Source organism: Bacillus sp. (in: firmicutes) (assembly GCF_031983925.1).
In the GTDB taxonomy this organism is placed as follows: Bacteria; Bacillota; Bacilli; order Bacillales; family Bacillaceae_G; genus Bacillus_A; species Bacillus_A pacificus.
This window is the reverse complement of the sequence record NZ_DALYZR010000008.1, coordinates 130,515-149,307: the sequence shown is the minus strand read 5'-3', so window position 1 is coordinate 149,307 and position 18,793 is coordinate 130,515. Positions and strand designations below refer to the sequence as shown.

The 18,793-nt window shown below is 35.2% G+C and carries 19 protein-coding genes and 1 pseudogene; 19 read left to right on the top strand and 1 reads right to left on the bottom strand.

What is annotated here, in order from left to right:
• Positions 1-77: 77 nt before the first annotated feature.
• The 18 genes and pseudogenes from RTP99_RS20750 (at position 78) to RTP99_RS20665 (ending at position 15,647) form a co-directional block, all read left to right on the top strand.
• Complete coding sequence (locus tag RTP99_RS20750) at positions 78-512, top strand: ferritin-like domain-containing protein (protein ID WP_000283009.1); 435 nt, start codon at positions 78-80, stop codon at positions 510-512.
• A gap of 149 nt (positions 513-661) precedes the next feature.
• The gene (locus RTP99_RS20745) at positions 662-1,174 is read left to right on the top strand and encodes a GNAT family N-acetyltransferase (protein ID WP_000442624.1); all 513 of its coding nucleotides are present in this window, start codon (positions 662-664) and stop codon (positions 1,172-1,174) included.
• 26 nt (positions 1,175-1,200) lie between these two features.
• Positions 1,201-1,377, top strand: a pseudogene (locus RTP99_RS20740) (aminoglycoside phosphotransferase); the annotation flags it as partial.
• Between the two features lie 112 nt (positions 1,378-1,489).
• Positions 1,490-2,818, top strand: a complete 1,329-nt coding sequence (locus RTP99_RS20735; RefSeq protein ID WP_001289388.1) for a YjiH family protein — start codon at positions 1,490-1,492, stop codon at positions 2,816-2,818.
• A gap of 601 nt (positions 2,819-3,419) precedes the next feature.
• On the top strand, positions 3,420-4,007 hold the full coding sequence (locus RTP99_RS20730; RefSeq protein WP_000402602.1) for a GNAT family N-acetyltransferase: 588 nt from the start codon (positions 3,420-3,422) through the stop codon (positions 4,005-4,007).
• Between the two features lie 330 nt (positions 4,008-4,337).
• Positions 4,338-4,970: a YdcF family protein gene (locus RTP99_RS20725; RefSeq protein ID WP_000662225.1), complete on the top strand. Its 633-nt coding sequence runs from the start codon at positions 4,338-4,340 to the stop codon at positions 4,968-4,970.
• A gap of 152 nt (positions 4,971-5,122) precedes the next feature.
• Entirely contained in the window at positions 5,123-6,271 is a 1,149-nt protein-coding gene (locus tag RTP99_RS20720) for an acyl-CoA dehydrogenase family protein (RefSeq protein ID WP_001218378.1), read from the top strand.
• A gap of 149 nt (positions 6,272-6,420) precedes the next feature.
• Positions 6,421-7,551: a stage II sporulation protein P gene (gene spoIIP, locus RTP99_RS20715; RefSeq protein WP_001045265.1), complete on the top strand. Its 1,131-nt coding sequence runs from the start codon at positions 6,421-6,423 to the stop codon at positions 7,549-7,551.
• 195 nt (positions 7,552-7,746) lie between these two features.
• Entirely contained in the window at positions 7,747-8,424 is a 678-nt protein-coding gene (locus RTP99_RS20710; protein ID WP_000895079.1) for a copper homeostasis protein CutC, read from the top strand.
• A 23-nt stretch (positions 8,425-8,447) separates the two neighbouring features.
• Positions 8,448-8,999 (top strand): signal peptidase I, encoded by a 552-nt coding sequence (gene lepB, locus RTP99_RS20705; protein WP_000662493.1) that lies wholly within the window; start codon positions 8,448-8,450, stop codon positions 8,997-8,999.
• 257 nt (positions 9,000-9,256) lie between these two features.
• Positions 9,257-10,009 (top strand): IclR family transcriptional regulator, encoded by a 753-nt coding sequence (locus RTP99_RS20700; protein WP_000586223.1) that lies wholly within the window; start codon positions 9,257-9,259, stop codon positions 10,007-10,009.
• A gap of 14 nt (positions 10,010-10,023) precedes the next feature.
• Positions 10,024-10,737: a 5-oxoprolinase subunit PxpB gene (gene pxpB, locus RTP99_RS20695; RefSeq protein ID WP_000672298.1), complete on the top strand. Its 714-nt coding sequence runs from the start codon at positions 10,024-10,026 to the stop codon at positions 10,735-10,737.
• The gene (locus RTP99_RS20690) at positions 10,728-11,717 is read left to right on the top strand and encodes a 5-oxoprolinase subunit C family protein (RefSeq protein ID WP_000382251.1); all 990 of its coding nucleotides are present in this window, start codon (positions 10,728-10,730) and stop codon (positions 11,715-11,717) included. The genes pxpB and RTP99_RS20690 overlap by 10 nt, the downstream gene beginning before the upstream one ends.
• 18 nt (positions 11,718-11,735) lie before the next feature.
• Entirely contained in the window at positions 11,736-12,497 is a 762-nt protein-coding gene (pxpA, locus tag RTP99_RS20685) for a 5-oxoprolinase subunit PxpA (RefSeq protein WP_000207328.1), read from the top strand.
• A gap of 22 nt (positions 12,498-12,519) precedes the next feature.
• Positions 12,520-13,215, top strand: coding sequence for a DUF969 domain-containing protein (locus tag RTP99_RS20680; RefSeq protein WP_000593385.1), 696 nt, complete (start codon positions 12,520-12,522; stop codon positions 13,213-13,215).
• A gap of 1 nt (position 13,216) precedes the next feature.
• Positions 13,217-14,179 carry a DUF979 domain-containing protein gene (locus tag RTP99_RS20675; RefSeq protein WP_001021640.1) on the top strand — a complete coding sequence of 321 codons (963 nt, stop codon included), beginning with the start codon at positions 13,217-13,219 and terminating at the stop codon, positions 14,177-14,179.
• A 16-nt stretch (positions 14,180-14,195) separates the two neighbouring features.
• A complete protein-coding gene (gene pcp, locus RTP99_RS20670; RefSeq protein WP_000859716.1) occupies positions 14,196-14,843 on the top strand; it encodes a pyroglutamyl-peptidase I in 648 nt (215 codons plus the stop codon).
• 66 nt (positions 14,844-14,909) lie between these two features.
• Positions 14,910-15,647, top strand: coding sequence for an NAD-dependent protein deacylase (locus tag RTP99_RS20665; RefSeq protein WP_073569451.1), 738 nt, complete (start codon positions 14,910-14,912; stop codon positions 15,645-15,647).
• Between the two features lie 55 nt (positions 15,648-15,702).
• On the opposite strand, the gene RTP99_RS20660 is transcribed toward RTP99_RS20665, so the two are convergent.
• Positions 15,703-16,284: a hypothetical protein gene (locus tag RTP99_RS20660; protein WP_000185063.1), complete on the bottom strand. Its 582-nt coding sequence runs from the start codon at positions 16,282-16,284 to the stop codon at positions 15,703-15,705.
• 277 nt (positions 16,285-16,561) lie between these two features.
• Between RTP99_RS20660 and RTP99_RS20655 the strand changes: the two genes are divergently transcribed.
• Positions 16,562-18,715, top strand: coding sequence for a peptidoglycan D,D-transpeptidase FtsI family protein (locus RTP99_RS20655; protein WP_001249205.1), 2,154 nt, complete (start codon positions 16,562-16,564; stop codon positions 18,713-18,715).
• Positions 18,716-18,793 lie beyond the last annotated feature (78 nt).

The window sequence follows — 18,793 nt, the reverse complement described above, 5'->3', positions numbered from 1 at the left end:
TTGTGGTTCTTTTTGTATACATGCTCCTGCTATTACAAATTGCATAAAATGTTATGCGGAATAATGGAGGGGATACAGTGTATAATTGGAATTATTATGATTCGTATAGGCAAAATGATAAGCTGATTCGCGATATTGAGAAAGCAATTAATGGAGAGTTTAGTGCAATAAGTTGCTATGCGAAATTAGCTAACCTGGCTCCAAATACGGCGGAACGAAATCAAATTCTTGAAATTCGTAACGATGAAATAAAGCATTTCCATCATTTTGTACAAATCTATACAAATTTAACTGGTCAGCAGCCGAAACCACAAATTACGGAAGATTGTCCAAATACGTACTTACAAGGATTAGAATTCGCTATACAAGATGAACAGAAGACAGTAGATTTTTACTTAGAAATTTCAGATGAAACATCGGATGCACATTTGAAAGAGTTAATGCGCAGAATAGCTGCCGATGAACAAAATCATGCGGTGTGGTTTTTATATTATTTTGTGAAGACGAAGTGAATGTTTAAGGAATTAAAACCGTTTCACTAGTAGTGAGACGGTTTTTTTGTGAAATACAAGCTGTAAATATAGTAGCTAATTTTGGTATATAATGTATAAAAGCGAAATTAGTAAAGAGAAAAGTAAGTATATGAAAGGGGAACGGTAATATGGAGAGAACTACAGTTAAAGAATATACAATTCGAATTGCTACGGAAGAGGAAGGTGATAGAATTATCACGCTATTAAAAGAAGTGGCACAGTGGCTACAACATAGAGAAGTGGATCAGTGGCAGTATCTGTTAGGAGAAGAAGCTACGGCTGAAATACTAGAAAGTATAAAAAAGAAATATACATATGTGGTTACGAAAGGAGATGAAATTGTCGGTACGGTTACAGTATCTCCTAAACAAAATGAATGGGATGAATATATTTTTGGGAAAGAGGAAGTTTCTAATTCATTATATATTCATAGATTTGCGGTGAAACGGAAGTATAAGGGGAACGGAATAGGAGAATGGATGTTACAGTGGATAGAAGAGAATATACAACATGATAAAGAGTTTTTAAAACTAGATTGTGTAGGGCATAATCGCATATTAAATGATTTTTATAAGAGAAATGGTTTTGAATATGTTGGCAGTACAGATGGACTTAGTAAGTTTCAAAAGAAAAGGGGATAGTGAATGAATCAAATTGATACTGGTTTAGTAGAAAGGTATTTCAAGAAGTATTGCAAATAGATGAAGAAACATGGAATAGAGCAAGAGGATGGGCACTTTGGAAAGCGTTAATTACATATGATGCGAATAAGACTAGTAATAAGATAGTAGTAGACGAATCATATCGTGTGATTCAAGTGATTGCGAATGATTATAAGAGGTAGTAGAAAAAGCCTATTTCAAAATAGGCTTTTTCATATGGTGAAATATTAGAAATTGAAAGAAGGAATCTAACATAATTATACAGAATATTTAGATAATAGGAGGTGTCGAATTTTGAGTGAAATTGAATTAAAAAGGAATGTAATTAAGACTGGGAGTGAGAAGGGGGTTATTCTTCGGTTTATACTCGCTAGTCTAGTTGGGGTATTTATGTTTTTCGTACCAGTTACGATAAATGGTGCTTCTTCTATTATGATTGATCATATCGTATCCTGGATAAGGACTTCTGTTCCAAGCGTCGTACCTTATTACGCTCTACTCGTTATGGCAATAGGTGCAATTTATCCGTTTTATACGAAAAAATGGAATACATCTATCGTAGATATTTGTTTTTCTGTTTTAAAAGTAGTTGGCGTCGTTTTTGGTGTATTATATTGTTTGAAAGTAGGGCCAGCTTGGTTCTTTGCACCAGATGTAGGGCCGTTTTTATATGAGAAATTAGTCATATCGGTAAGCTTACTCGTTCCAATTGGTTCGGCGTTTTTAGCGTTATTAGTCGGATATGGATTGCTTGAATTTATCGGTACGTTTTGCCGTCCCATTATGAGACCGTTATGGAAAACGCCAGGCCGGTCAGCAATCGATGCGGTTGCTTCCTTTGTGGGGAGTTATTCGTTGGCCTTATTAATTACAAATCGCGTGTATAAAGAAGGAAAGTATACGACAAAAGAAGCAGCGATCATCGCTACAGGTTTTTCTACAGTATCCGCAACATTTATGATTATCATCGCAAAAACATTAGACATTATGCATTTATGGAATGTTTATTTTTGGACTACTCTCGTTGTAACATTCATCGTAACTGCTATCACTGTAAGAATCACGCCTCTTAGTAGAAAACCAGATACATATGTAACGGAAGAAGGGTTCCCAGAGCCCGTTTATAAAGAGAAAATGCTAGAACGCGCTTGGGAAGATGCGTTAGAAGTATCGAAATCTGCGCCGAGTATTATGAAAAACATTGCAGTAAATTTAAAAGATGGTTTTATTATGACGATGGGAATTTTACCATCGATTATGTCTGTAGGGTTAATTGGTATTGTCTTAGCGAAGTTCACGCCAATATTTGATTGGGTCAGCTACATTTTCTATCCTTTTACATGGCTATTACAATTACCAGAAGCAGACTTAGCTGCTAAAGCGGCATCCGTTGGTATTGCAGAAATGTTTTTACCATCATTATTAGTAGTTAGTGCACCACTTGTGACAAAGTTTGTCATTGCGGTCGTTTCAGTATCATCTATATTGTTCTTCTCAGCTTCCATCCCTTGCATTTTATCGACAGATATTCCGTTAAAAGTATCAGAACTTATCATTCTCTATGTACAAAGAACGATATTAACGTTGCTTATCATTACACCGATTGCTTATTTGTTGCTTTAAAAAGGGGAAAGGTATAAAAAAGAATCCTTCTATAAAAGGAAGGATTCTTTTGTTTAGTGTTTTTATCAATTAAATACCTTAAAATGTACACTTTTTTGATGTTTTATTTGTTTTTCGAATATGACGTAATACTTCTTAAGAAAATTCCTAATCCTGCAAAAAAGAATCCCAAGCATAATAAGCTGCCTGGCGTTCCCCAAGTAATTTGATCTAGCATTTTTATATCCTCCCATTTACCCCATATTAATTAACTGTAAAATTTTCACTTTATTATCATATAGTATTTTTTTGGTTTAATCCAGAATTATCCATACTATTAAGCTGAAAAATTGATTCATAAATGAAAAAAAGAATCTTTTTGTAGAAAGAATAGCGTTTTTGGTATGCAAATTTTTAAAGAACGTATATAGACCTTTAGAAAAAGAAAAACCTTACATGAAATGAAACCAATATAAATGTAGCTTGCTATAATGGGATGTACACGGTATTTGTTAGAGGTTTTTGCCGATTATTATGTAAGAAGGTATTAAAACTTTGATTTTAATATCCATATAATAAAATGTGTATTTCTATGATATAGTAAGAAAAAGGGGGCTTACAAATGGAAATCATTCACGAAAGAGTAAAGCTACGGTTAATGGATAGTGATGATGTCGAAACTTTGTTTTCGATTGTAGAAGGAAATCGGGAAATTTGGGCGTATTTAATCTCTAAAATGGATAGTGTGCAAGATATGCAGCAATATGTGCAAAAAGCGATACAAGGTTATGGAAAAGGTACGCAAATTCCTTTCGTTGTAGTGGATTTACAGATAAATGCGATTGTAGGAAGTACACGTCTATATAATATTTCAGTAGAAGATAAAACAGTCGAGTTAGGACAAACGTGGTATCATCCAAGTGTCCAGCGTACGAGTATAAATACAGAGTGTAAGTATATGCTTCTCCAGTATGCTTTTGAAAAACTGCATATGCTGAGGGTACAAATTAAGACGGATGCAAGAAATGAAAAAGCACAACGAGCAATTGAAAGGTTAGGAGCAGTAAAAGAGGGCGTGCTTAGAAATGAAAGAAAATTACCGAATGGACATGTGAGAGATGCGGTTGTGTATAGTATTATCGCAAGCGAATGGCCAGTTGTGAAAGCACGTCTATTAGAAAAATTAGAATTGTATAAAGAAAAGCTATAATTCGTGTTTTGAAAGGTATATTGTTTGTAATACATAAAAAATATACCTTTTTTCTTACAAAATGCTACTTTATTTTAATTCCTTTTGTTTCATCGTTCCCTTCTGAGAAAAAATTCGTTACAATGTAGTTGTATGGTAATAAACTTATGAATTTAAAACATGTAATGAAAACCGCAAATGAAAATGAATTGATAATCCTCAATTTTAAATGAAAACCCTTTTATACATAAATAACAAGTAAAGTTCCTTCTTTTAAATAAACTCAAACAAAACGATTTGATATAAATGTTTTTTTATAGAAGTATGGATGATGTACGGAGGCAATTACAAATGAAAGAAAATAAGAAGAGTAAGAAAAGACGAATCTTTCAAGTATTTTTACTAATGATTTGTTCTGCTATTTTATATGTAAGTTATGCAGCTTACGATATTTGGAGTTATCGTTTTAAAACAGATGATAGCGTGAAAACGGATGCTGGTATCGTACTAGGAGCAGCTTCTTGGAACGGAAAACCATCTCCTGTATTTAAAGAAAGAATTAATCATGCGATTTCTTTATATAAGAACGGAAATATTAAAAAGATTATTTTTACAGGTGGTACAAAGTTTGAGGCAGAGCTTGAGGAAGCGCGTACGGCAAGAGTATATGCAATGAAACAAGGTGTAAAAGAGGAAGATATTTTAATTGAAACAAAATCCCTTTTCACTGAAGAAAATTTAAAGAATGCGAAGGAAGTTGGAACAGAGAACGGAATACGCACATACACGATTGTAAGTGATCCACTTCATATGAAACGCGCAATGAGAATCGCAAAACATATTAATATTGAAGCGTATGCTTCACCAACGCCGACATCAGCATATAAAACGTTAGATACAGAAATACCATTCTTCTTTAAAGAATTATTCTCGTATATTGGATATGTAACCTCGTTACCATTAAAGGCATTGAAGGGGGACTAATAAGAAAAGAACCTATCTTTAAATAGGAACTTTTCTTATTAGTCAAAAACATTGTATTTTTATCGGAATAGTGAAACAATAGAGAGGTAGCTTCATATAATCATAATGACAAAATGAACGGTTGATGAATCGAGCATAAAGGAGATTATAGTATGGCACTCTCATTTGTTGAAACAGAAAAACAATTTTTTATTATTGAACAACTAAATAAATTGATTCCGAAGTTCATGGAAAGGGAGCATCAACTAAGTGAATTAGGATCATTTCCGCATGAAAATATAAATGATTTGAAAAATATCGGATATACGAAATTAACGTTACCGAAGGAATTTGGTGGCAGTGCGATTTCTTTATATGACTTCGTTTTATTTCAAGAAAAAATTGCAGAAGGCTGCGGAGCAACTGCCTTATCGATTGGCTGGCATCTTGGCATTGTGAAAGAGCTAGCGGAAAATCGCTCTTGGAATGATGAGATGTTCAAATGGTTTTGCGAAGAAGTGCGTAACGGGGCGCTCTTTAACAGGGCAGCAACAGAACCGAAAACAGGAAGCCCGACGCGTGGCGGTAAACCAGAAACAATAGCGGTTCAACAAGGCGAGAAGTGGGTTATAAATGGAAGGAAAACTTTTACAACGATGGCGCCAATACTTGATTATTTTATTATTTCAGCAAGTATTGAAGGCCGAGAAGAAGTTGGAGAATTTGTCATTCCAAGAAATACACGTGGTGTATCCATTGAGGAAACGTGGGATAGCGTCGCGATGCGAGGGACTGCTAGCCACGACCTTGTCTTACAAAATGTAGAGATAGAAAACCGCTTTTTTACGAATGTATTGGGCGGGAAAGGGAAACAAAAGGGTATTGGTTGGTTGCTACATATACCAGCATGTTATTTAGGAATTGCACAATCAGCAAGAAATTATGCAGTTCAGTTTGCGGGATCATACAAACCAAATAGTTTAAACCATTCTATTAGTTTATTACCGAATGTTAGAAGATTAGTTGGAGAATTAGAACTCGAGCTTATGCAAGCTCGCGTCTTTTTATATCAAATTGCGAAAAAATACGATGAGGCAGAAGATAAACTGTCACTACAAGTAGAGCTGGCAGCAGTGAAATACGCCGTAACAAATGCGGCGATATCCATAGTGGATAAATCAATGCGCATCGTAGGAGCAAAAAGTTTATCAGAAAAAAATCCGCTTCATCGTTATTATTTAAACGTTAGAGCAGGACTACACAATCCGCCGATGGATGATGCAACACTATCTATGTTGGCGGATGCGGCGTTTCGGTCGTAGGTTTAAAAACATACTAGCAAGAGAAAGAAGATCCTATTGTTGGATCTTCTTTTTTTATAAAAATTAATAGAAAGGGAATTCTATTAAATTAGTAATCATATTACTTAAAAATTAAGCGTAAGAATAGAGTAAATGAAGGGAGATATAAAATGAATAAAGTGAAACTGAAAGTATTTCATATAAAGTATGTAATGATATGTATTTTATTCACGATTATATGTATTCTCACTTCATTCTTCATTTCTAGTAATTCAAACGTATTTAAATCGTATTATGTTAATCAATTATTAGGAACGAATTCTACGAAAGGCCTTATGTATATGATAGGTAGTGAAAATCGTTATTTTGCAGAAGAATTTCATAAAGAAAAAGGACGAGCGTCTTTGGAATCTTTTTTACTTTCACTTTCTACAAATATTAATGTAAATGACCTCCGAAGCTTATTAACTCGAGAACTTCCAAATATGAATCAATTTTATTCGGAAATATTAATTGCCGGGGAAGGAACAGATTATACGAACATTCCTGAAGAATCTAGTATTCCTTTAGAGAATATTAAGAATGAAGGTACTGCTGTTAAACACCCAAAGAGTGAGAAAGAAAACAATTCAAATACACAAAATAACGGTGAAAATAAAGTTTTTATTTATCATACACATAGTTGGGAGTCGTTTATTCCTCTCATCCCAGGTGCTACTGTACCTGATGATGCCTCAAGTACAAATAATGAAGTGAACATTACGTTTGTTGGAAACTATTTAAAACAAAAGCTAGAAGAAAAAGGAATAGGTGTTTCACATGATACGACAAATATGAGAGATTTTCTGCGAAATAAAAATTTAAATTGGGCGCAATCCTACAAAGGATCCCGTCAAATATTACAAGATAAATTGGCACAAGATAAAAATATTATGTTTCCCATTGATCTTCATAGGGACGATGCACGAAAAAATATTACGAAGAAAACGATTAATGGAAAGGATTATGCACGACTCTATTTTATTTTAGGTCGAGAAAATCCTAACTATGAAAAAAATAAAAAAATAGTAACGGCAATCAATTCATATTTAGATGAAAAGTATTATGGTTTAAGCCGAGGTATTTTTATTAAAGATCGTAAAAGCGGGAACGGAGTATATAATCAAGACCTTTCTCCCAATGCTTTACTTATTGAAATGGGAGGGGTAGATAATACACCAGAAGAATTGTATGCTTCCGTTGATGCATTAGTAGAAGCATTTAGCCACTATTATAATGAAGTAACTAAGAAAAATAATTAAAATAAAAAGGAGTGACATCTAGTCAGAAGTGCTAGGGGGTTACTCCTTTTTTGGTAGAATATAAAATCACCAATAGATGTTAGTAGTTAAAAAATCTTTCTTTTCATTCTTCTTTTTCTAGTTTTATAGGAGAATGCTATGCTTCTTATTTCACCTACTGTATAATAAGGAAAAAGCACGAAAAGAGGTCATCTCATGCTAGAGGTTATTGCAACATGTTTAGAAGATGTAAAACGAATTGAACGAGCTGGCGGGAAGCGAATTGAATTAATTTCATCTTATACAGAAGGCGGTTTAACGCCGAGTTATGCATTTATTAAAAAAGCGGTAGAAGCAGTACATATACCGATTCACGTTATGATTCGCCCGCATGCGAAGTCTTTTACATATACGGAAGAAGAAATTGAAATGATGAAAGAAGATATTGTAGTTGCTCAGAAATTAGGAGTAGCTGGTGTTGTATTAGGTGTATTAAATGAAAAGAATGAAGTGGATGAAGAGAAACTAGCGAATTTATTATCTGTGGTAGATGGGATAAATGTTACATATCACCGTGCAATAGACGACATAGAAAATCCAGTAGAAGCGATGAGAACTTTAAAGAAGTTTCATAAAGTGACTCACGTTTTAACTTCAGGTGGACAAGGAAATATAGTGGAGAATATCCCGGTGCTTACAGAAATGCAAAAGGTAAGCGATGGTCAAATTCAGCTTGTAGTTGGAGCTGGCGTGACGAAAGAAAATATAAATCAATTGCTAGATGAAACTGGCATTTCGCAAGCTCATGTCGGTACAGCCGTAAGAGAAGGGAAATCATGTTTTGCTGAAATTGATCTTAATTTAGTAAAAGAATTAGTTCAAATCATAAAATAAATGCGTAAGAAAGAGGAGAAATGATGAAGGAAAATACGAAGAAAGAATTATTCTCATGGGCTAAAACGATAGGATTTACCCTTGTATTAATCGCAATTATTCGCGGTGTATTATTTACACCGTCATTAGTACAAGGCGAATCGATGATGCCTACACTAGAAAATAATGAACGAGTTCTCGTAAATAAGATTGGTTATAGTATAAGTGGATTAGAACGCTTTGATATTATCGTCTTCCACGGAAAAGAAGGATACGATTTAGTAAAACGAGTAATTGGTTTACCAGGCGATACAGTTGAGTATAAAAATGATGTATTATATGTAAACGGAAAAGCGATGGAAGAACCATATTTAAAAGAGTTTAAAGAAAAAGCAGCAGGCCGTGTGTTAACTCCAGACTTTACGTTAGAACAAATCACAGGAAAAACGAAAGTGCCAGAAGGCCAAGTGTTTGTTTTAGGAGATAATCGTGAAGTTTCTAAAGACGGTCGTATGTTTGGATTTATTTCAGAAGATGAAATTGTCGGAAAAGGACAAGCTGTTTTCTGGCCGTTGAAACAAGTGAGAGCGTTATAAAGAAAAAGTATGGGAGAAATATTCTTCCATACTTTTTTTATGCCTATTTATTTAAATGTTTGGTTTTGCCATAACTTGAGCTTTTGAAAGAGAACCATCATTATTTCTAAATTTCATTTTGTATTCACTTTACATAAAGGTTAAGTAGCTGAAAAATATATTGTTAAAATTGAAAGAATATTTTATAATTTTAAATTATATGTTTGTTTCAGAAAATGGAATTTAAGTTCCGGAATTCGGAACAAGAAGGAGATAGAATGATTATAAATAAAACGGCAGTTAAGACAATGGATATTTTAGAGTTGTTTTATGAGCATGAAGAGCTAAGTTTAACAGAGATGGTTCAGCTTACAAGTATGCCGAAAACATCTGTTTATCGTTTAATTGGCTCGTTAGAAGAAATGGAGTTTTTACAAAAAAACGAAAAGGGGAAATATCGTTTAGGAGTCGTGTTTTTACGGTTCGGTCAACTTGTTTCACAAAGACTATCCGTAAGAAATATTGCGATTCCATATATGAAAGAGCTTAGAGATAGTTTAGGGCAGGCAGTTAATTTAATTATTCAAGATGGTAATGATGCGATTTATGTGGAAAAGATGGAAGGTGCTCAACCTGTACGTGTGTATACGGCGGTTGGAAGAAGAGCGCCACTTTATGCGGGTGCATGTCCGAGAATTTTATTATCGTATTTCTCTGAGGAAGAAAAACGAAAATACATAGAGGAAACGGATTTAAAGCAATTTGCAGATGGAACAATTGTAGATAAGAAACAATTGCTAGAAGTGTTACAAATGGCAAAAAAGGAAGGACATACAATTAGCTACTCTGAGTTAGAAAATCATACAGCGGCTATAGCAGCGCCCATTTTCGCAAGCGATGGAACGGTTGTAGCAGGCATTAGTATTTCGGGATTAGCAATTGAGTATAGCGAAAGTAACATTCCTTATTTTATCGAGAAGGTAAAAGAGACAGCGAATCGCATTTCGAAAGAACTCGGCTTTTTGGCATAGAAAGAGGGAGTAGGATGAAATTTTCTGCGTTAGGGGATCAAGCGATTATTGTTACATTTGGTGAAAGAATTGGAATGGATACTTACGAAAAAGTGCAGCGATTATTTCAAGCGCTGCAGCAACATCCGTTTGTAGGGATGGTTGAATGTGTTCCGTCGTTTACTTCATTAGCTGTTTACTATGATTTGTATGAAGTATGGAAGGAAAATGATAGAAAGATAAGACCGTATGATTACGTATGCCAATACATAACTGGAATGTTACATACGTATAAGGAAGAGCTGAAACGAGATGTGAAACATATTTCTATACCTGTTTGTTACGGGGGAGAATATGGACCTGATTTAGAAGAGGTCGCACATTATCACGGTTTACAAGTAGAAGATGTTATTCGAATACATAGTGAAACAACGTATTTTGTGTATATGTTAGGTTTTACACCAGGGTTCCCGTATTTAGGAGGACTATCAAAAGAACTAGAAACGCCTAGAAAAGAAACACCGCGGTTACAAATCTCTCCTGGTTCGGTAGGAATCGGCGGAAATCAAACAGGTATTTATCCGCTTGAAACACCGGGTGGATGGAATATTATTGGACGAACACCAATCTCCTTATTTAATCCGGAAGAAAAAACACCAACCTTTATTCAAAGCGGCATGTATTTACGATTTATCCCAATAACGAAGGAAGAGTACGTATCACTTGAGGGGGCTAAAGAATGGATGTAGAAGTTTTGCATGCGGGAATGTTTACAACAGTCCAAGATTTAGGACGATCTCATTACCAACGATACGGCGTAACCGTTGGCGGGGCGATGGATCAAAGTGCACTTCGGATGATCAATATGTTAGTTGGTAATGAAGAAAATGAAGCGGCGCTTGAAATGACGATTATGGGACCGAAATTGTTAATAAAGAAAACGACGTTACTTGCGATTGGCGGTGCGGATATGGAACCGTTATTGAATGGGGAGCGTATACCATTATGGCGTCCCATTTTAGCGGAAGAAGGTAGTATGCTTTGCTTTGGAAAAGTGAAAAGTGGTTGCAGAGCATATGTGACTTTTGCAGGTGGTATCCATATTGATCGCATCATGGGAAGCAAAAGTACTTACATACGTGCTGCGATTGGCGGTATAGAAGGGAGAATGTTGAAAAAAGGAGATTATTTTCAAATTGGTGAACGATCAGAAATAGCAAATTGTTTCATTCAAGACTTACAAAAGGATGAGCACATAAAAACAAAATGGGCAATTAGTAGCAGCGTACGACCAAAATATAAGAAGTATCCTAAACTTCGCGTTATAACTGATTTTGAATATGATCAATTTACAGAAGAAAGCAAAAAGGCATTTTTTACGAAAGAGTATAAAGTATCTAATTACGCTGATCGTATGGGTTATAGGGTTGAAGGAGAAATTTTAAATAGAGCCGTTGAAAAAGAGATTTTATCGAGTCCTGTTACATTTGGAACCATTCAAGTTCCTAATGGTGGACAGCCGATTATATTAATGGCAGATAGGCAAACGACAGGTGGCTATCCGAGAATGGGAAATATCATTTCAGTAGATTTACCTCTTCTAGCCCAGCTAAAACCTGGGGACTATGTTTCTTTTGAGAAAATTACGCTTGAAGAAGCGGAACAATTGTACATAGAACAAGAAGTAAATATGAATCTATTAAAGAAATTCATTGTTTTACGAAGCTGAAATTAGGAGGGGAACAGTGTGACTACAATTGATTTAAACTGTGATTTAGGAGAAAGTTTTGGCGCTTATAAAATGGGGAATGATGATGAAATTCTTCCATTCGTATCCTCTATAAATGTTGCTTGCGGTTTTCATGCAGGTGATCCGTCTGTTATGCGGCAAACGGTTGAAAAAGCTCTGCAGCATAACGTAGCGATAGGGGCACACCCAGGTTTTCCAGACTTAATTGGATTTGGTAGAAGGAACATGAATGTTTCAGCAAGTGAAGTATACGATTATGTTTTATATCAAATTGGCGCATTAGACGCATTTGTGAAAGCAGCAGGTGGGAAGATGCAGCATGTGAAACCGCACGGTGCTTTATATAATATGGCAGCGACTAATCCGGAAATTGCGGATGCAATCGCAAAGGCAATATATCATAGTAATCCAAATCTATTACTTTATGGATTAGCAAATAGCGAGGCGTTTATACAGGCTGCGGAAAAATATAATATAACTCTCGTACAAGAAGCTTTTGCAGATCGTACGTATAAGCAAGATGGAACATTAACGAGTCGTACGGAAGAAAATGCGCTTATAAAAAATGAAGACGAAGCGATAAAGCAAGTGCTTCAAATGGTGAAAGAAGGGTATGTAAATTCGGTGAATGGCGAGAAAGTAGAAGTTCAAGCGAAAACGATTTGTTTACATGGTGATAGTGAAAAAGCAGTGCAATTTGCGGAGAGAATATACAGAACATTCGAACTTAATGGTATTTCTATTTGTGCACCGAAGTAAAAATATGAGGGGAAGTGCTGAAATGATTAAATTAATCGGGATACTACTCGTTGCAGTTGGTTTTTTATTTAGATTAAATACACTTTTAGTAGTTATGGTTGCAGGTATTGTTACTGGTATGGTTTCAGGATTAAGCTTTTATGATGTCATCAGTATGTTCGGTAAATTTTTCATAGAAAATAGATATATGTCTATGCCAATTATATTAACTTTACCGGTAATCGGAATTTTAGAGCGTTACGGTTTAAAAGAAAGAGCAGAAGCACTTATAACGAAATCAAAAGGCGCAACAACTGGAAGAGTATTAATGTCATATTTCACGATAAGAGAATCATCAGCAGCACTTGGACTGAATATTGGTGGTCATGCACAAACAGTAAGACCACTCGTTGCGCCTATGGCCGAAGGGGCGGCGCAAGGTAAATACGGTAAGCTTCCTGAAAAGTTAAGAGAAAAAATTAAAGCAAATGCAGCAGCGGCGGAAAATACAGCTTGGTTTTTCGGAGAAGATATTTTTATCGCAACTGGTGCTATTTTATTAATGAAGGGATTCTTCGATTCAGTAGGTATGCATGTCGGTGTATGGGATATGGCGCTTTGGGGTATTCCAACTGCAATATCTGCACTTATTGTGAGCTGGATCAGATTTAGAAGATTTGATAAATATATAGCGAAAACGATGGAAGCAAAAGAAAAAGAAGAGAAGGTGGCAATATAAAATGAACATTATCACAATGGATACAATCTATTACTTATTAGGTATAATCGTTGCCTTTATCGCTGTTCGTATCGCATTCGATCGTGAACATCCAAATCGATTTGGTTCTAGCCTATTTTGGGCGTTATTTGCAGTTACATTTTTATTTGGAAATGTAATCCCTTCGTTTTACGTTGGCTGTATTGTACTCGCTATGGTTGTGTTAGCTTCACTAAATAAAGTAACAAAATCAGAGGAGAAAGAAGTTCCAGTACAACAACGTGTAAAACATGCGGAGAAATTAAAAAATAAAATCTTTATGCCTGCACTATTAATTCCTATTTTTACAATTATCGGTACGTTAACGTTAGGGAAAATGAAATGGGGAAATGTCTCCCTTGTTGATCCAGATAAAGTAACGCTAGTAGCATTAGCACTAGGAGCATTACTTGCATTCGTTGCGGCGATGCGTATTACAAAATCGAAGATAACAACTCCTGTACAAGAAGGAAGTAGACTATTACAAGCTGTCGGCTGGGCTGTCATTTTACCACAAATGTTAGCGGCACTTGGCGGTATTTTCGCAAAATCTGGCGTTGGACAAGTCGTTTCTGATTTAGTCGGCCAAGTGTTACCGACAGAGTATCCGTTCGTTGCTGTTATGGCGTACTGTTTAGGGATGATGCTTTTCACAGTCGTAATGGGAAATGCTTTCGCAGCGTTTGCTGTTATTACTGGTGGAATTGGTTTACCTTTAATTGTACAAATGCACGGCGGAAACCCAGCAATTATGGCAGCGCTCGGTATGTTTGCTGGATATTGCGGAACGTTACTTACACCAATGGCAGCAAACTTTAATATCGTTCCTGCGATGCTATTAGAGCTAAAAGATAAAAATGCCGTTATTAAAGCGCAAGTACCAATCGCTCTTTCCATCTTTATCATAAATATGTTTATTATGTACGGTCTCGTATATCGTTTCTAATTAGGAGGGGAAAACTATGAAAACAGTATTATTAACAGGGTTCGATCCGTTTGGCGGAGAAAACATCAATCCAGCTTGGGAAGTTGCAAAAAATTTGCATGAAAAAACAATCGGAGAATACAAGATTATTAGTAAACAAGTCCCAACTGTATTTCATAAATCAATCAGCGTATTAAAAGAGTATATAGAAGAATTAGCACCGGAATTTATTATATGTATTGGACAAGCAGGGGGTAGACCAGATATTACGATAGAGCGTGTCGCAATTAATATTGATGATGCAAGAATTGCTGACAATGAAGGGAACCAGCCGGTAGATGTACCAGTCGTAGAAGAAGGACCAACTGCTTACTGGTCTACACTTCCGATGAAAGCAATTGTAAAAAGACTTCAAGAAGAAGGCATACCAGCTTCCGTTTCACAAACAGCAGGTACATTCGTTTGTAATCACTTATTCTATGGTCTCATGCATGAACTAGAGAAGCGTGATAAGAAAATAAAAGGCGGATTTGTTCATATTCCATTTTTACCAGAGCAAGCGAGCAAGTATCCAGGGCAACCGAGTATGTCACTTTCTACTATTCGTAAAGGGATAGAGTTGGCAGTTGAGGTAACGATGACCGTTGAGGTGGATATAGTGGAAATTGGGGGTGCGACGCATTAAGTAGAATGAATTGTACGACACCTCCTGTAAACAACTGGTATAATAAGTATAGCAATATACATAGAGGTGATTTTTGTGCAACAATTTGAAGAAGTACATTCGATTTTAGAAAAAGCGAAGAAAATTACAGTATTAACAGGTGCAGGAGCAAGTACGGAAAGTGGTATTCCAGATTTCCGTTCAGCAAATGGATTGTATGCTGATGCGAATGTGGAAATGTACTTATCAAGAGGGTACTATAACCGAAGTCCGAAAGAATTTTGGAAGCATTATAAAGAAATCTTTCAAATTAATACGTTTCATCAATATAAGCCAAATCGTGGTCATCGCTTTTTAGCAGAACTAGAAGAACAGGGAAAAGATATTACGATTTTAACGCAAAATATTGACGGTTTACATCAATTAGGTGGTAGTAAACATGTCATCGATCTACATGGAACACTTCAAACAGCACATTGTCCGAAGTGTAAAGCGGGATATGATTTGCAGTACATGATTGATCATGAAGTGCCGCGCTGCGAGAAGTGTAATTTCATTTTAAATCCAGACGTTGTGTTATACGGAGATACATTGCCGCAATATCAAAATGCGGTCAAACGTTTATATGAAACAGATGTGCTTATCGTTATGGGAACGTCATTAAAAGTACAACCTGTCGCTTCATTCCCGCAAATCGCAAAGAGAGAAGTAGGAGCAACAACCATCTTAGTAAATGAAGAGTTAACAGGACAGGAATATAACTTTGATTATGTTTTTCAAAATAAGATTGGTGAATTTGTTGAAGGATTGTCTTCAAGGAAATAAGTTATCGAAAAAACTGAGGTATCCGCCTCAGTTTTTTATTTGAGTAATCATTATATTAAGCAACATGAAAACATGTCGATAATGTAGTAACCACGTCTCTATAATTTATAAAAAAGTGTTTCGTAGGTAAAATAGCAGAGTAAGAAGTAGTATTATTTTTAACGAATACACAGTCTTCATAAAGTAAGTTAATATGTAGCTGTTGTAAAGGTTCTATTTCGTTTTGTTTTAAGTATACAACTAAGTCATTATAAAGTTGCGTACTATACTCACTTACAGACCATTCTAATGAATGCTGACCTACTATGCTAGTCCACCATACTTTAAAACTACATATTAATTCTTTAAAAGAGTCTTCATTACATAATTGGGTGTCAAAAAGCTTCTCATAGAAGATATGGTTTTCTTCATGAAAAATTTGTAAATCATATCGTTCGTTAGCAATTTGTTTGCGAAGTGAATGCCATAATTCTTTGAAATTTGTTTCAAAGTTAGTAGAGAAATTGAATTGTCTTGCTATGTAAGGAAAACGTAAATTTCCTGTTTTCTCTTTTTGGTTGAGATACATATTTTGAATGTAAATCATAAAGTTTAAACAATGAGACGCATTAGTATATATTGTAAATGAATTTGTCATTTCATGTTCTCCTTAGTAATGTCTTTTGTTATTAGTATACAAATAAATATAAATGAATGGTATAAAAACAATGGAATATAATCTTTCTTTTAGAATAACATTCATGTTATTCCTTAATAAGGGAATGGTAATAAATAGGATATAAAATTAAAAAACTGAAAATTAAATCTTTTATTTCTTTTGTAATTAATATAAAATTCTATATATATCATATAAATAAATTTGATACATAATGATTTTCCGTAGAAATGTTAATAGAATGAAGCGAGGGAGCGAAATGAGACAGAAAAAGGAGCAGAAGAAACAATCGAAAAAGAAAAAGACTCATATTCCTTTTCGGTTAAATGTACTATTTTTTATCGTCTTTCTTTTATTTTCAGCTATTATAATTCAATTAGGTAAAGTACAGATCATTGATGGAGAAACGTATAGAAATGAAGTGAACAAAAAGGAAGATGTAACGGTAAGTACACCTGTTCCTAGAGGGAAAATGTTTGATCGACAAGGTCAGGTGATTGTAAATAACAAACCACTACGAACCGTTACATATACAAAAATGAAAGGAGTAGACTCGAAAGAAGTTTTACAAGTAGCAAGACAATTAGCACAGTTAATTGAAATGTCGCCAGAGGATATAGACAAGTTAACAGAAACAGACAAAAAGGATTTTTGGATGCAGTTAAATGAAAAGCGGGCAGCAGCAAAAGTAACGAAAGAAGATGAGAGTAAATTTAGGAAGCAGGAGATAGAAGGGAAAGAATTAGATAAAAAAGTTGAAGAGTTACGTAGGGAAAGAATTACACAAGAAGAATTAAGCGAACTTTCAAAAGAGGATCTAGAAGTATTAGCAATTAAAAGCAAAATGAATGCGGGATATAAAATGACGCCGCAAATCGTTAAAAAAGATGTAAGTCAAAATGAATATGCAGTCGTAAGTGAAAGATTGGCAAGCTTGCCTGGAGTAGATACGACAGTAGACTGGGAACGTGAATACCCAAATGATAAAATACTTCGTTCTATCCTTGGTAGCGTTTCTACTGAAAATGAAGGATTGCCAAGAGAACAATTAGATTATTACTTAGTACGTGATTATAACAGAAATGATCGTATTGGTAAGAGTTACATTGAAAAACAATATGAAGATGCACTCCATGGAACGAAAGAACAGACTAGAAGTATTACAGATAAAACAGGAAATGTGATTCGAAATGAAAAAGTAACCGAAGGAAAAAGTGGAAATAATTTAATGTTAACAGTAGATATGGAGTTACAGAAAAAAGTAGAGCAAAGTCTTGAAAAGAATTTACGAGCATTTCATTCTGCAGAGCCGATGATGGATCGTGCATTCGTTGTAATGATGAACCCGAAAAACGGTCAAATTTTATCGATGGCAGGAAAGAAAATTGTAAATAAAGATGGCGGGATGCAAATAGAAGACTACGCTTTAGGAACGATGACAAGTTCGTATGAGTTAGGGTCAACTGTGAAAGGGGCTACATTATTAGCCGGTTATCAAACTGACACAATTAAGCCGTATACGCATTTCTTTGATGCACCAATGTATTTTAAAGGAAGCTCCAAGCCGAAGAAATCGTGGAAAGAATTTGGTGATATTGATGATTTAAGAGCTTTACAAGTTTCATCAAACGTTTATATGTTTAACACGGCTTTAAAAATGGCAGGTATAAATTATGTGCCAAACAATCCATTAGACATTAAACAAGAGACATTTAATAAAATGCGTTACTATTTTAGACAGTTTGGCTTAGGTGTACCGACTGGTATTGATTTGCCGAATGAATCGATTGGTCAAATGGGTAGAACAGATAACATACCTGGTTTTTTACTCGATTATGCGATTGGACAATACGATACATATACGCCGCTGCAACTTGCTCAATATATTTCAACAATTGCAAACGGTGGTTACCGAATGAAACCGCAAATTGTGCAAGAAGTGAGAGAGCAACCACATAGACCAGAGGATGTTGGAAAAGTTATTCGGTCTATTGAGCCAGTTATTTTAAATCGAGTGGATATGAACACCTCATACATTAATCATGTAAAAGAAGGATTTAGAAGAGTTTTTCAAGAGAATGATGGAACTGGTACTGCAACGTTTAAAGGATTACCATATAAACCAGCTGGAAAAACGGGAACAGCTGAAACCGTGTATGGTGGAGAAAGTGAAATTGGAAGAGATGAAAACAATAATAGAAAAAAATGTTATAATTTAACTCTTGCCGGTTATGCACCATATGATGCTGATCCAGAAGTAGCTTTTTCAGTTGTTGTACCATGGGTAAATGATGACAAATCAGGAATTAATTCCGCGATTGGTAAAGAGATTTTGGATGCGTATTTTGAATTGAAAACGAAAAGATCGGGTGGAAATCCAGTCCCAGTAGAGCAGCCGAACAAGGCCCAGTAAAAATAATATCACTGCATTGAGACTTATGGTGCAGTGATATATTTTTTGATTTAAAAAGCGTTTGAATAAGGTGGGAAT

What these genes read in the sequence shown, in the direction of transcription:
- RTP99_RS20745 (WP_000442624.1), top strand. Translation starts at nt 662, where the DNA reads ATGGAGAGAACTACAGTTAAAGAATATACAATTCGAATTGCTACGGAA.
- RTP99_RS20730 (WP_000402602.1), top strand. Translation starts at nt 3,420, where the DNA reads ATGGAAATCATTCACGAAAGAGTAAAGCTACGGTTAATGGATAGTGAT.
- RTP99_RS20725 (WP_000662225.1), top strand. Translation starts at nt 4,338, where the DNA reads ATGAAAGAAAATAAGAAGAGTAAGAAAAGACGAATCTTTCAAGTATTT.
- RTP99_RS20720 (WP_001218378.1), top strand. Translation starts at nt 5,123, where the DNA reads ATGGCACTCTCATTTGTTGAAACAGAAAAACAATTTTTTATTATTGAA.
- spoIIP (WP_001045265.1), top strand. Translation starts at nt 6,421, where the DNA reads ATGAATAAAGTGAAACTGAAAGTATTTCATATAAAGTATGTAATGATA.
- RTP99_RS20710 (WP_000895079.1), top strand. Translation starts at nt 7,747, where the DNA reads ATGCTAGAGGTTATTGCAACATGTTTAGAAGATGTAAAACGAATTGAA.
- lepB (WP_000662493.1), top strand. Translation starts at nt 8,448, where the DNA reads ATGAAGGAAAATACGAAGAAAGAATTATTCTCATGGGCTAAAACGATA.
- RTP99_RS20700 (WP_000586223.1), top strand. Translation starts at nt 9,257, where the DNA reads ATGATTATAAATAAAACGGCAGTTAAGACAATGGATATTTTAGAGTTG.
- pxpB (WP_000672298.1), top strand. Translation starts at nt 10,024, where the DNA reads ATGAAATTTTCTGCGTTAGGGGATCAAGCGATTATTGTTACATTTGGT.
- RTP99_RS20690 (WP_000382251.1), top strand. Translation starts at nt 10,728, where the DNA reads ATGGATGTAGAAGTTTTGCATGCGGGAATGTTTACAACAGTCCAAGAT.
- RTP99_RS20680 (WP_000593385.1), top strand. Translation starts at nt 12,520, where the DNA reads ATGATTAAATTAATCGGGATACTACTCGTTGCAGTTGGTTTTTTATTT.
- RTP99_RS20675 (WP_001021640.1), top strand. Translation starts at nt 13,217, where the DNA reads ATGAACATTATCACAATGGATACAATCTATTACTTATTAGGTATAATC.
- pcp (WP_000859716.1), top strand. Translation starts at nt 14,196, where the DNA reads ATGAAAACAGTATTATTAACAGGGTTCGATCCGTTTGGCGGAGAAAAC.
- RTP99_RS20660 (WP_000185063.1), bottom strand. Translation starts at nt 16,284, where the DNA reads ATGACAAATTCATTTACAATATATACTAATGCGTCTCATTGTTTAAAC.
- RTP99_RS20655 (WP_001249205.1), top strand. Translation starts at nt 16,562, where the DNA reads ATGAGACAGAAAAAGGAGCAGAAGAAACAATCGAAAAAGAAAAAGACT.